At 47.4% G+C, this 12,464-nt stretch carries 12 protein-coding genes and 1 pseudogene; 6 read left to right on the top strand and 7 right to left on the bottom strand.

Annotated elements, in window-relative coordinates:
• The first annotated feature begins 43 nt into the window (after nt 1-43).
• The 4 genes from SynPROS71_RS00360 to uvrB all read left to right on the top strand — a co-directional run bounded on the left by SynPROS71_RS00360 (nt 44) and on the right by uvrB (nt 3,877).
• Nucleotides 44-820 (top strand): DUF561 domain-containing protein, encoded by a 777-nt coding sequence (locus SynPROS71_RS00360; RefSeq protein ID WP_186595907.1) that lies wholly within the window; start codon nt 44-46, stop codon nt 818-820.
• A gap of 62 nt (nt 821-882) precedes the next feature.
• Nucleotides 883-1,269 (top strand): phage holin family protein, encoded by a 387-nt coding sequence (locus SynPROS71_RS00365; protein WP_186595908.1) that lies wholly within the window; start codon nt 883-885, stop codon nt 1,267-1,269.
• Nucleotides 1,262-1,804 (top strand): hypothetical protein, encoded by a 543-nt coding sequence (locus tag SynPROS71_RS00370; RefSeq protein ID WP_186595909.1) that lies wholly within the window; start codon nt 1,262-1,264, stop codon nt 1,802-1,804. Before SynPROS71_RS00365 ends, SynPROS71_RS00370 begins: the two co-directional genes overlap by 8 nt.
• Before the next feature lie 36 nt (nt 1,805-1,840).
• Nucleotides 1,841-3,877 (top strand): excinuclease ABC subunit UvrB, encoded by a 2,037-nt coding sequence (gene uvrB, locus SynPROS71_RS00375; protein ID WP_186595910.1) that lies wholly within the window; start codon nt 1,841-1,843, stop codon nt 3,875-3,877.
• Nucleotides 3,878-3,895: 18 nt separating this feature from the next.
• Here the strand turns inward: uvrB and SynPROS71_RS00380 are convergent, their stop codons facing one another.
• The gene (locus SynPROS71_RS00380) at nt 3,896-4,744 is read right to left on the bottom strand and encodes a sulfotransferase (protein WP_186595912.1); all 849 of its coding nucleotides are present in this window, start codon (nt 4,742-4,744) and stop codon (nt 3,896-3,898) included.
• Between the two features lie 58 nt (nt 4,745-4,802).
• Here SynPROS71_RS00380 and SynPROS71_RS00385 point away from each other — a divergent pair.
• A pseudogene (locus SynPROS71_RS00385) lies at nt 4,803-5,084 on the top strand (UvrB/UvrC motif-containing protein); the annotation flags it as partial.
• Nucleotides 5,085-5,272: 188 nt separating this feature from the next.
• Here the strand turns inward: SynPROS71_RS00385 and SynPROS71_RS00390 are convergent.
• The 4 genes from SynPROS71_RS00390 to SynPROS71_RS00405 are packed head-to-tail and all read right to left on the bottom strand — an operon-like array spanning nt 5,273 to nt 8,815.
• Nucleotides 5,273-5,956, bottom strand: coding sequence for a hypothetical protein (locus tag SynPROS71_RS00390; RefSeq protein WP_186595913.1), 684 nt, complete (start codon nt 5,954-5,956; stop codon nt 5,273-5,275).
• 2 nt (nt 5,957-5,958) lie between these two features.
• Complete coding sequence (locus SynPROS71_RS00395) at nt 5,959-7,476, bottom strand: glycosyltransferase family 2 protein (protein ID WP_186595914.1); 1,518 nt, start codon at nt 7,474-7,476, stop codon at nt 5,959-5,961.
• Nucleotides 7,477-7,480: 4 nt separating this feature from the next.
• Nucleotides 7,481-8,104, bottom strand: coding sequence for an HAD family phosphatase (locus SynPROS71_RS00400; RefSeq protein ID WP_186595915.1), 624 nt, complete (start codon nt 8,102-8,104; stop codon nt 7,481-7,483).
• A 6-nt stretch (nt 8,105-8,110) separates the two neighbouring features.
• Nucleotides 8,111-8,815 carry a hypothetical protein gene (locus SynPROS71_RS00405; RefSeq protein ID WP_186595916.1) on the bottom strand — a complete coding sequence of 235 codons (705 nt, stop codon included), beginning with the start codon at nt 8,813-8,815 and terminating at the stop codon, nt 8,111-8,113.
• 277 nt (nt 8,816-9,092) lie between these two features.
• Between SynPROS71_RS00405 and SynPROS71_RS00410 the strand changes: the two genes are divergently transcribed.
• On the top strand, nt 9,093-9,746 hold the full coding sequence (locus tag SynPROS71_RS00410) for a hypothetical protein (RefSeq protein WP_186595917.1): 654 nt from the start codon (nt 9,093-9,095) through the stop codon (nt 9,744-9,746).
• A gap of 228 nt (nt 9,747-9,974) precedes the next feature.
• Here SynPROS71_RS00410 and SynPROS71_RS00415 read toward each other — a convergent pair whose 3' ends face one another.
• Nucleotides 9,975-11,018 carry a WavE lipopolysaccharide synthesis family protein gene (locus SynPROS71_RS00415; protein WP_186595918.1) on the bottom strand — a complete coding sequence of 348 codons (1,044 nt, stop codon included), beginning with the start codon at nt 11,016-11,018 and terminating at the stop codon, nt 9,975-9,977.
• A gap of 548 nt (nt 11,019-11,566) precedes the next feature.
• Nucleotides 11,567-12,358 carry a hypothetical protein gene (locus tag SynPROS71_RS00420; RefSeq protein ID WP_186595919.1) on the bottom strand — a complete coding sequence of 264 codons (792 nt, stop codon included), beginning with the start codon at nt 12,356-12,358 and terminating at the stop codon, nt 11,567-11,569.
• Nucleotides 12,359-12,464: the final 106 nt, after the last annotated feature.

A 12,464-nucleotide genomic window follows, 5' to 3' on the forward strand; every position in this document is an offset into this window, starting at 1 on the left:
GCACACGCGGTGGGAGAATGCTCGAATCTGATCATTCAGCTGGATGACTCGCCTTTCACTGCTGCCTGCCGCTCTTCGCCGCAGCCTGGACCAGCGGTCCACGCTCAAGGTGATCGCTGGCCTGATGAACTTCGATGCGGCCTCGGTGGCACGCGTGTCCCGCGCCGCGGGGCTGGGCGGGGCCGATCTGATTGATGTGGCCTGTGACCCTGAGCTGGTGGCGCTGGCGCTGGAAGTCTCCGGTGGTGTGCCGGTGTGCGTGTCGTCGGTGGAGCCCGAGCAGTTCCCGGCAGCCGTGGCTGCCGGCGCGGCGATGGTGGAGATCGGCAATTACGACGCCTTCTATCCCCAGGGCCGGATTTTCGGTGCCGAGGAGGTGCTGGAGCTCACCCGCCGCACCCGCGCCCTGCTTCCCGAGGTGGTGATGAGCGTGACGGTGCCCCACACCCTGCCGATGGACCAGCAGGAGCTGCTGGCGGTGGACCTGGTGGCCGCTGGCGCTGATCTGATCCAAACCGAAGGCGGCACCAGCGCCAAGCCCTTCAGTGCCGGCAGCCTCGGCCTGATCGAAAAGGCCGCCCCCACCCTGGCCGCTGCCCACAGCATCAGCGCCGCCTTGCAGCAGGCCGGTCTGCATGCGCCGGTGCTCTGCGCCTCCGGTCTGTCGGCCGTCACCCTGCCCATGGCCATCGCCGCTGGTGCTTCCGGCGTGGGTGTGGGCTCGGCGGTGAATCGGCTCAGTGATGAGCTGGCGATGGTGGCCGTGGTGCGCAGCCTGCGTGAGGCGCTCAGCGCCAGCACCGTGACCAGCCGCGTGTGATCCATGCCCTTGGCAGCGCGGGCGAGGGTTTCTAGGTTGAAACTCTGATCAATCCATGTTGTATGGGAACCCTTGCCTGGCTGCTGCAATGGCCCGTCCGAGCGGTGGTGCTGCTGGTGGTGGCGGCCCTGCCTCTCGGGGTTGAGGTGGCCAATTTCGGCACAGCGTTGTGGGCCGCCGTGCTGATCGGTTTGCTGGGCACGTTGCTGATCCTGCCCTTGAAACTGCTGTTGGGGCCGGTGTGGCTGGTGACGTCCTTGGGCGGTTTGATCTTCCCGGTGTCGTTCCTGTTCAACTGGTTGATTGCCACGATCCTGTTTGCCCTGGCGAGTCGGCTGATCGATGGGTTCACGCTTAAGCGCGGGTTCTTCAGTGCCCTGCTCGGCGCTGGGGTGTACAGCCTGATCGGCACTGTGGCGGTGCGTGCTCTGTTGGGGCCTGGTGCGTAGGTTTCTGCCTTTGCTGTTCCCTCTGGGGGTGCTGCTGATCGGCAGTTGGCGGCTGTCGGTGCAATCCGAGCCGCCCGCCCTGCCAACCCAGGCTCAGGCTCAGCAACAGCGTCCGGATTACCGGCAGAAGCCCAGCGGGCAGTTCCCCAGCTGTGAGCAGGATCCCGGGCTTGATCAACAGCTCCTGAAGGAGGGTGCCCGGCTAGGGATCACGGTGGTGGCCGGGGAACCGGAGCTTCCCGGAAAGGACGCCACCTATCGGGCCGAACCTGGACGGCTGGGGCGGATCACCCTGCGCCAGCGGCCGATGAGCGCTGCGGTGCGCTGCATGCTGATCAGCCACGAATTCATCCATGTGCTGCAGCACCTGCAGGGGGATCTCCGGGGGGTGCCTCCTCTGGGTTGGCCGGTGCCGGCGGAGGCGGTGAAGCGCTTCGGAGCGGTGCAGGAAGCCGAGGCCTATCGCTATCAGAACCGGGCGGGTTACGTGCTGGAGCTGTTGCGTCAGACTCCGCGCCCGCAGCAATCTTCGTAAGGTAGTTGGCCATTCCGGGCGACACGCGCAAGGACCATGCCCGCCTTCGACCTCACTGCTCCCTACACACCCAAGGGTGATCAGCCGACGGCGATCAAGCAGTTGGTGGCGGGGGTGAATGGCGGTGAGCGGTATCAGACTCTGCTGGGCGCCACGGGCACGGGCAAGACGTTCACGATGGCCAACGTGATCGCCCAGACCGGTCGGCCGGCACTGGTGTTGGCCCATAACAAAACCCTGGCGGCCCAGCTCTGCAATGAGTTGCGGGAGTTCTTCCCGCACAACGCCGTCGAATACTTCATCTCCTACTACGACTACTACCAGCCGGAGGCCTACGTTCCGGTGAGCGATACCTACATCGCCAAAACAGCGTCGATCAATGAAGAGATCGACATGCTGCGCCACTCGGCGACGCGCTCGTTGTTTGAACGGCGCGATGTGATCGTGGTGGCTTCGATCAGCTGCATCTACGGCCTCGGCATCCCGAGCGAATACCTCAAGGCTGCGGTGAAGTTTGAGGTGGGGGAGACGTTAAACATCCGCGGTCAGTTGCGGGAGCTGGTGAACAACCAGTACAGCCGCAATGACACCGAGATTGCCCGCGGTCGCTTCCGCATGAAGGGCGATGTGCTGGAGATCGGCCCCGCCTATGAAGACCGGCTGGTGCGGGTGGAGCTGTTCGGCGATGAGGTGGAAGCGATCCGCTACGTGGACCCCACCACCGGCGAGATCCTGCAGAGCCTGGAGACGATCAACATTTATCCGGCCAAACACTTCGTGACCCCCAAAGACCGCTTGGACACGGCGGTGCAGGCGATCCGCTCGGAGCTCAATGAACGGCTGGATTTTTTAAATACCGAAGGCAAGTTGCTGGAGGCACAACGACTGGAGCAGCGCACCAAGTACGACCTGGAGATGCTGGGACAGGTGGGCTACTGCAACGGAGTGGAGAACTACGCCCGCCATCTGGCCGGACGTGAGCCGGGTTCAGCGCCGGAATGCCTGATTGATTACTTCCCCGACGATTGGCTGCTGATCGTGGATGAGAGCCATGTGACCTGCTCCCAGCTGCAAGCGATGTACAACGGCGACCAGGCCCGCAAGAAGGTGTTAATCGACCATGGCTTCCGCTTGCCCAGCGCAGCGGACAACAGGCCGTTGAAGGGAGAGGAGTTCTGGACCAAAGCCCACCAGACCGTGTTTGTGAGCGCCACACCGGGGAACTGGGAGCTAGAGGTGAGCGGCGACGAGGTAGCCCAGCAGGTGATCCGCCCGACTGGGGTGCTCGATCCGATCGTGGAGGTGCGGCCGACGACGGGGCAGGTGGATGATCTGCTGGGTGAAATCCGCGACCGAGCGGCCAAGAATCAGCGGGTGCTGGTCACCACCCTCACCAAGCGGATGGCGGAAGACCTCACCGATTACCTGGCGGAGAACGAGGTGCGGGTGCGCTATTTGCACTCAGAGATTCATTCGATCGAGCGCATCGAGATCATCCAGGACCTGCGGCTGGGTGAATACGACGTACTGGTGGGGGTGAACCTGCTGCGGGAGGGTTTGGACCTCCCGGAAGTGAGCCTGGTGGCGATTCTGGATGCGGATAAAGAGGGTTTTTTGCGGGCGGAACGGTCGTTGATTCAGACCATCGGCCGGGCGGCGCGCCATGTGGAGGGTGTGGCGTTGCTCTATGGCGACAACCTCACCGATTCGATGGCCAAGGCGATCAGCGAAACCGAGCGCCGACGCACGATCCAGCAGGCCTATAACGAGAAGCACGGCATTGTGCCGACGGCTGCGGGCAAGAAAGCCAGCAATTCGATCCTGAGCTTCCTTGAACTGAGCCGCAAGCTCAAAACCGACGGACCCGATGCCGATCTGGTGCAGGTGGCCGGTAAGGCGGTGGAGGCCCTGGAGGACGATGCCGATGGCATGGCTCTGGATGCCTTGCCGGAGCTGATCGATCAGCTGGAGCTGAAGATGAAGGAGGCGGCCAAGAAGCTCGATTTCGAGGAAGCGGCCAACCTGCGCGACCGCATCAAGCAGCTGCGCCAGAAGCTGGTTGGGTCGCACTAGGCCGCTGTTGGGGCTGCGTCAGTCGCTGTAGCCCAGTTGGTTGAGCAGTGTTTGATCTTCTGGTGCGAACCGGCTCAGCGCCGCTGGATCCAGCTCTTCTCGCCAGCTACCGGCGGTTCCTTTGCGCAGAAAGCTCGTGCTGCTGGCTTGGCCAGGATCGCGGCCGCTTTTTTGGCGAAAACTGTTGGCATCAACAGCGGTTTGCACCATGGCCTGATCCCAGCTGTGGTCGGGAACGATGTGCTGCAGGCAGGCGAGCAGGGTAGCGGTGGGGTCCGCCAGCATGGCTTCATAACGCACAGTGTGAATGGGGTGGCCGTTGGCGTCTGCTTTGAGCACAGCGCGGGTGAACTCAGCCCATTTGTGCAGCAAGGCCGCGGCTTCCTGGTTCAGATCTGCGTTGGGATCGTTCTGCCCCAGCTTGCGCAACACCCGTTCTTTGTGGTGAAAGGCCGAAACGGTCACATCCCGTCCATCCCGCAGCATGTGAATGAAGCGGGCTTCTGGAAACAGAAACCGGAGGCTGTCGATATGAAAACTGTGGGCCGGGGTTTTGTCGCCGATGGCGGTGATTGTGGTGTGATCAACCTTGGTGCTGTTCACCATGCGCTGCAGGATCCACCCGCGCATCACGCTGCGAAATTCCACATCTTTGATCGGGTCGTAATAGCCCTGACCCTCGTAAACTCGCTCGGCGACGAGCTCCATCAGGGTGTTGTATTCCCGCAGGGTGGCGGTGAACGGCAGCATCAACTTGTCGATGAAATGCCCTTCGCCGAGGCAATGCACCCCTGCCACACTGTTGAGACTGCGCTGCAGCCAGGTGGTGCCGGACTTCTGGGCTCCAACGATGAAGAACAGTCGCATGGGGTGTGGCGCTTAGTCCTGAACCGTGGACTTGAAGTTGATATAGCCGAAGGCATGGCCTACGGCTGCGGGCAAGAAAGCCAGCAATTCGATCCTGAGCTTCCTTGAACTGAGCCGCAAGCTCAAAACCGACGGACCCGATGCCGATCTGGTGAAGGTGGCCGGTAAGGCGGTGGAGGCCCTGGAGGACGATGCCGATGGCATGGCCCTGGATGCCTTGCCGGAGCTGATCGATCAGCTGGAGCTGAAGATGAAGGAGGCAGCCAAGAAGCTCGATTTCGAGGAAGCGGCCAATCTGCGCGACCGTATCAAGCAGCTACGCCAGAAGCTGGTGGGCTAATTTTTTTAGCTATTCCTTAACGCCTTAATGACGCGAACTGGTCTTCTGCACTCAAGGGTTACGCGGTTGACGGGTTGAAAATCATTCTTGTTGTCGAGATCTATGCAGTGATTTAGTGGCTTGCCAGGAAACGTATAGTAATCATTTTTATTAGCATTAAGTATTTGCTAGTATTTATTGGACTATGTCTAATTTTTTATATCAATTACTTTAGAGACATGTTCAAGGACAACTCGCTTCTTTTGTGCAAGAACACCGTTAAAAAGTGGGCATACATAGAATAAATTATTATAAGTTTGACTGGCTTCATTTTCAATTGCATGAGCTAGAGAATTTAAAACAGTGGCGGAATTTCTGAAGATATAGGTACCTGCAGAGGCATTGTTGGAGATAGCAACTTTTTCTACAGCTTCAGTCACAATTCCTTTGTAATCGGTTGCTAGGTAGCTGTATTGCGGATTACGAGAATCAAATACTAGCGCAATTCCGCCGATTACTGAATTAGACTGAAAGATCTCCTCAACATTGACGTTGCTTTTGTACACAATATCGGCTAAATCGATTATTATATGTTTATTAAAATCCCTTATTAAGGATATTCCTGCAAGAGCACTAATGGCAGCGCCTCGGCTAAAGTTTGTAATGTATACAATAGAAAAGTTTTGGAACCAATTGCTTAGGTGATTTGCTACAAAGCACCTCGTTTGACTGCAATCATAAAGTATAAATGTATATAATTCAACTTTTGAAGCCCAAGGCCTTGAATTAAGTACATATTGAAGGAGTGGTTGGTTTTCAAAAGATGATAATGCTTTTATATTTCCGTCTTCTCGAATGAAGTCGGGTCCAGCAAGAGGGACAATTACATGCATTGTTACTTATCCGGAGCATCAAGCGATGGTGAGGAACCACGTTTTAGTAGATATCCGCTCAGATCGTCAGGAGTTCCTAGACCTGACATAGAATTCATGGGCACTTCATAAATGCCAATTCGGGCACCATTTTTAATCATATAGTTGTAAACAGGGCATGTATAAAATTCACCATTTACACGATCGTTCGCCAATATCATGTCTAATGCTGCAACTATAAAATCTTTACCCTTTGAAAATAGATAAATTCCAATTGTTGCTAAATTTGAAATTGGTTCTTTTTCAGCAACTTCGGTTACCAAGCCACTCTCATTAACTCTGGCAAATGACCACTTGGGGTTCATAGATGGATCACGAAAAACCAAAATAGAACCATCTAGCTTGCGCTCAAAGCAATCTCTTATAAAATTATTGATATCAAACTGGACTAATTGATCTGAATTTGCCACAATCATTGGATTATCATTGTCGTAAATCTTTCTCGCTAGTAATACAGTTGAGGCCGTACCCTCTGTTAGTTGGGATACAGAAGTAATTTGATGGCCACTTTTGTTTAGCTTAGAAGCAACTTCTGGGTGAGCACTAAGATGATCTTGCCGAAGAAGTATTGTGACTTCAGCATCATTTGGGGTGACATTATCAATGACTCGCTCAACCATTAAACGACCTTCAACATCAATGAATGGTTTTGGCTTTTTCCATCCTTCTTTGGCAAATCTACTTCCTTCGCCAGCTGCTGGAATTATTAAATTGACTACTTTTTTGTTTTTGGGATTACTTCCTAGCACCTTTGCATTGACTTGCTTCTCAAATTCTGCTATTTTAGAAGGAGAGTAAAAAGAATGAAATCTCTGACTATTAATGCGTTGATGAATAACATGTTCACCTGTAAGAATAACTTCATTAATCGTTGAAGAAATAAAGTACATTCCATCCGTTTGGGCATTATTTAAAATAGCTTTTTTTGCCGCGTCACAGAAAATGGAAGCCTTCTTGAAGTAGTAGAAACCAGCAATGGCATTACGTGAAGCAACTTTCTTTTCACAGGCTTGCTCAACTTCTCCATCTTTACTTTCTACAACATAGGACCATCTAGGATGAAGAGACTCGAATGTAAGCACTCCGGCCGAGCAATTACTGGCAACAAATTTATTAACAGTATCTTGCAATTCGCCTTCAATTAACTGATCTCCATTGACTATAATTAAGGGTTTTTTATCATCCAGCGCATCAATTCCTAATAAGCAAGAGCAGAGCGCACCAGAAGTGGCGCCAGCTTTTTCTATTATTTTTGTATCCTTGTTTGTAAGAAGCCTAAGGGTACGATCTAGAGAGAAAGTGCGGGCATCATCTTGATCAATAACAAAAATAAAGGACGCATCCTTGAATTGAACTTGGAGTTGTTTAACCACAACTTCAATCATTGGACTTCCCGAAACCTCGATAAGTGGCTTTGGGAAATAAAATTCTTCCTTTGGGAAAAAAGCCGAATAACCAGCAATAGGTATGAGAATCTGCATAAGATTAAAATTCCTCAATCTCAAGGATTCGCCTTTGAATTGCTTGATATGATACTTCATCAGGCGTGGCAACTTTAAGTAGGTGACCACCTGATGCAATCGCGGCTTGAATACCGTGGGGATTATCCTCAAGAATTAAACATTCACAAGGGTCAACTTCGAGAGATGCCATAGCTTTAAGGTACATTTCAGGATCAGGTTTTCCATTTTTAACATCTTGATTAGAGACAATCATGTCAAGATTATCAGACAGTGAGGCAAGATCCATCATTGTCTCAATTGTTTTACGGATAGAGTTTGAGCAAACCGCAATTTGATAGCCATCTGCTTTTAAATTCTTAAGTGCGTATTGGTGATTGAATTTTGGTTTGCAGTGTTGATAACTGATTTCCAGAGTAAAGGTTTGCTTGAGTGTATTGAGAAATTCGTGCAGACCCTCTGGTAAGCCTCTTGTCTTCGAGAGAATCTTCAGTTTTTCTCTTGTTGGAAGTCCGTCAAATGTAGATAAATGGCTTTCAGGGCTGATAGTGTATCCAAAAAGTTCGAGAGCACGATTAAGAGCGTCATAGTGCCAATTCCTGGCGTCAATCAGTACTCCGTCCATGTCAAATAGAATAGCTTTTATCATAATGCCTTAATCCAAGCAAAATTGTTTTTGAGCTTCCCTAGGGAAATCGGTGCAGAGTTCGAAGAGTGGGCTTCGGTAGATTTTGCAATCAAGGATTTCAGCCCAAACAATTTTATGGTCACGATCATGCAATTCTGGTGAGACTATTGTGACCCGAAAGCCTTCACTAATAAGATCTTTTGCGATTTTTACCTGTGGATAAGTTCCGTCTAGATTATCAATCCAAATACCCTTGGCTTTGTCTTTAAATGCAGGAATTTGCTCGTAATCACTGATTCGTGAATAGACTGGAATCGTTCCGTTTAAATAGGAAAGGCTGTCTGGTATCGACATGTCGAACACAAAAAAGCGACTCATAGGTATATTTGTTTGTTTTATTGCTGATTCAACCATTGAGGATAGTCCGTCAGATTTAATATTAAGAGCAATACGGCTAGTTGTTGAAGATAGGGCGACGTTCTCGAGAAGCCATTCAAGGGTGAGGGGTTTTGTTCCTGCTCGAGGTGGATCATGTGAAACAACAACTTTTCCATCGTTATCACGTAGATCTGTTTCGATGCCGAAGCCACTATTTAAAGCTAAAGTCAACGCATCCGATGAGTTTGGATCAGCCACGCTTGAAAAAATACCCCTATGCGCTAAAATATGATCAATTTTCATTTCATAGTTATTATACAATTTAATTATATGGCCTCGTGCATCGTAAGTCAATAACAGATCGGCCTGAATTGACAGTATTTAGTCTTATTGTGGAAATGGTGCTCAGAGACAATCATTTTAGCAACGGACTACGCTGTGTATTTGTTTATTATCTAATTTCTGAAATTTTAGATACACTAGAATACAACCAAAGCTTCTCCAATAGATGACACCACGTGATTGATGTATTAGTTATTGGCTAGAATACTCTCAAAACAATAAAGGCTTCTTATCTAGTCCCATTATTTATTGCATGTTAAATTGAAATGCCTTGTGGATAAAAATAGACATGAAAAACCTTTACGTTGTTGGCAATAGCCATGCTCATTTTTTCACTTTTACACACCCTGGTCACTTCGGATGGTCGCCTAAGTTCTTTATATCAAAAGAGCATGATTTAAAGATCCAGTCATGTTCAATTGGTCCAACAACTGCCTATAAATTTGGCATTAAGCACCTACCTTTACTCCTTACGATGCTTGAATTGAATAATGTAAAACATAATGACTGTTTGTTGATACCTGTGGGTGAAGTTGATTGCAGATTACACTTACCACGACAAGCCCACTTGCAAGATAAAAAAATAGAAGTAATTGTCGATAATTGTTTAAATCGTTTTTTTAATGTTCTGATGGCGTTGAAAAACTTAGGCTACAAGCCTATTGCTTGGGGGGGGCATCCTAGTTCAGATTCAACAGGAGATGATCGCACATATCCAAGATACGCTGACACACAATATCGTAATTATATTTCGCAATTATGGGCCGATGGGTTAAAAACTAGGGCATTAAATAATAATATTTACTATGCATCAATATTTAATGAATTAATAACACAAGACTTGACGCCTAAGCCGGGTATATTTCAGGATGGCTGCCATTTAAGTTATAGTAATAGTATTTTGCATACCGCTCTTGATGCAATTAATGATCAAATTAGCTAAATCTATTGCAAGAGTAGAGGTTGTATTCCTTGAATTCGCACCTGCAATATCATGCTTTTGTATCAGTAAGGGAAATGGGATAACCTCCTTTTTATGCAAGTAGTTATTAAAGAGCATCTTTAAAAGTTTATGCTTAAACAAGGAGACATTTCAGACCTGATTTTCTGTAAGAATCTTCAACCAGTAATTTAGTGCTTATTGAAGATGAACTATGGCTTTATAATCTACTTATTTCTTATTCGGATTGTGATCGGTTAATTCCATATAAAACTCTAACCATTTGCAGAAATTAATTTCTGACATCCCATATGTTGATTTTTCAAATGTTGTTCCCCATGCATGCCCTGATTTATATTTACTAAATGAGCTAGTCATTCCATATTTAGGCCATATTAGAGCTAGACTGGAAGTATCAGCAACAATAAAACAACTTGCGATAAATTCCTCGCTATCTTTCCAATCATAGCTGTAATTGCGCCCTGATTTGTATAATATGTTGCTTGCAAAATAACCTTCTCCGGCTCTTGAGCTCGAAGTGACAAATCTAAAATGCTCTAGATCATGTTCAGTAAATGGGAGCTCATCATTAATTGATCTATGTCTAATAATGATGTCTCTTGGTGTTTGATTTGGATCGTCGAGTTTTAAATCCCACATTAAGATTATATCATCTGTAAAGCCGAATGAAAAGAAATCACTTACACAGAAGGGCCTTGCTCGGAATGTCCCCATTGAGCCTACAACTATTCTCCCCTTCTGTGATTTTGGTAGTCTTGCCTTAAAAGATCTATGTAATGATAATAGTTGATCAAGGAACAAGAATTCACCGAATATTTGATCAGTTCGTGTTTTTAAGACATATTCAACACCTAGATTTTTTGCAAATCTTGCCCCATTAATGGTACTAACAATTTGCAAATTACCATTGTTGGGTCCTGTATACTCGGGCATTTGATTCAATATTAAAAAAACATCCTTATGTTCATGCGTTGCAGCTATTAATGATTCTTTAATTTCTTCATTGATATTATCCCATGTGCTGATAATTATTTTGCACGTTGAATATGTTAGCTTATACCTGCGGACTGCAAGTTTTACCAGTTCCAATGTAAAGCTATCTGCAACACCTCCTTGAATCACAATTCCAGCGTTTATGCTCGTATTTTTGGGTTTTCCGGAGACAATATACTGAAAATTAGTTGAAAATATATCATAAACTGCTAAATTTCCTGATTCTAGAAAATTATTGTAGAAAATTTTATTTAAATTCATTTTAAATCCTTGTCCGAGATTCGCGGAATAACACTATTTTATACAATTTTAACGCAGAAGCTAGAATTTTTAAACTCATTTTTGAGAAATTCTTAAATTAAATTTTAGCATAGCGTGCTTTGAAGTCAAGTGATTTAAAATAATTGCTTTGCTGGGGAATCATATGTCTTTGCCCTTCACGCATATTGGTGGAGCTATTCATGCAAGTCTGCTTCAGCCGTTTCGAGAAGAATTTGTATCTTATTACTTAAATGGATTGGATTAGTGCCTTTAGTTAATGTATAATATAACTTTTCTTGGTACAGTATTCATTTTACTTGAATATTTTTCTAGGATTAATTGTCAGTTTTTTATATCTTTACTGCGTCTCTTATTGGCGCTTTTTGTAACGTGCTGAAGTCCCAGTTCTTTGATCAGCTGGCGCTGAAGATGAGGTGGATATTTTAAGAAGCTCAACTTCGAGGAACCAGTTTACTAGTGCGAACACACCCAATCTGTCGTGGTCGAAATGGCGAGTAAAATGATTTTGTTATTTGAACAATGTATTCTTATTTGAATTTTGCAATTTCTTTCTTAATCAATTCTACTACACAGCTCCACTCCTCATGCATTGTGCTGAGATTAATGCATTCATTTAGCATTAAGCTAATGCCTTTTTCGACGTCAAACACTAATTTGTGATTCCCAGCATATGCTGCTACATATGAAAAAGATGAACCGGCGCAGAACAATATATCTGCATTTTTCATCAATAAGAAATCGTTGATTTCTGCGTCATTGATAAAGAGTTGGTCGGTTGTATTGATTTTTAGGCGACCATTAAAAGATGCATCTTTAAATTTTTGTATTATCCATTCGCTAGAACCTTGGGTGCAGATTTGAATTTCGTAATCAGCTGGTAAATCCTTCAGGAGTAGCGTAATTAGTTTAATGTAAAAAGCATCGTCAACGAACCACTGGGGATGCCTTTCTTGGGTGCAATCGCCTCTCCTGATGTGAATGCAAGCATAGCGATCGCTGGGTCTTTTGAAATTCTTGTCAATGAACAAATTTCTAAAGTCTTGCCTGACTTCATGAAGATCCAACAGTTTTGTTAGCAGCCCTGTTGGTTGGTCGAATGGTAGAAAAATCAAACTATTGTCTTTTGTATTGTTGATTGATTGAAGAGCGGCATTGATGGCTTTTGCGCTGTTAAAGCGACTTTTTGTATTGCCGTGTTCATCGGGCTTGGTGCTGAATTGTAAATAGTTGATGTGCAGAGGCTTATCTGGGATTTCTTTTGTTGCAAATCTGCTTCTGCTCCAGTCAACGACACTGTTCCATTTTTCTGCAAAATACATATATCTGGGATGAACTACCTTGCTATCCGAGAGATAGGCGAGGAGCAGGGCCGACAGGATTGAGTGTGTTTGATGTCCAAATCGTCCGTATCGGTCTGGGCTTGGG

Origin of the sequence: Synechococcus sp. PROS-7-1 (genome assembly GCF_014279795.1) — a bacterium.
Taxonomy (GTDB): domain Bacteria; phylum Cyanobacteriota; class Cyanobacteriia; order PCC-6307; family Cyanobiaceae; genus Synechococcus_C.

Excerpts from the sequence above, each read along its gene's own strand:
- SynPROS71_RS00360 (WP_186595907.1), top strand. The coding sequence starts at position 44 with ATGACTCGCCTTTCACTGCTGCCTGCCGCTCTTCGCCGCAGCCTGGAC.
- SynPROS71_RS00365 (WP_186595908.1), top strand. The coding sequence starts at position 883 with ATGGGAACCCTTGCCTGGCTGCTGCAATGGCCCGTCCGAGCGGTGGTG.
- uvrB (WP_186595910.1), top strand. The coding sequence starts at position 1,841 with ATGCCCGCCTTCGACCTCACTGCTCCCTACACACCCAAGGGTGATCAG.
- SynPROS71_RS00380 (WP_186595912.1), bottom strand. The coding sequence starts at position 4,744 with ATGCGACTGTTCTTCATCGTTGGAGCCCAGAAGTCCGGCACCACCTGG.
- SynPROS71_RS00390 (WP_186595913.1), bottom strand. The coding sequence starts at position 5,956 with ATGCATGTAATTGTCCCTCTTGCTGGACCCGACTTCATTCGAGAAGAC.
- SynPROS71_RS00395 (WP_186595914.1), bottom strand. The coding sequence starts at position 7,476 with ATGCAGATTCTCATACCTATTGCTGGTTATTCGGCTTTTTTCCCAAAG.
- SynPROS71_RS00400 (WP_186595915.1), bottom strand. The coding sequence starts at position 8,104 with ATGATAAAAGCTATTCTATTTGACATGGACGGAGTACTGATTGACGCC.
- SynPROS71_RS00410 (WP_186595917.1), top strand. The coding sequence starts at position 9,093 with ATGAAAAACCTTTACGTTGTTGGCAATAGCCATGCTCATTTTTTCACT.
- SynPROS71_RS00415 (WP_186595918.1), bottom strand. The coding sequence starts at position 11,018 with ATGAATTTAAATAAAATTTTCTACAATAATTTTCTAGAATCAGGAAAT.
- SynPROS71_RS00420 (WP_186595919.1), bottom strand. The coding sequence starts at position 12,358 with ATGTATTTTGCAGAAAAATGGAACAGTGTCGTTGACTGGAGCAGAAGC.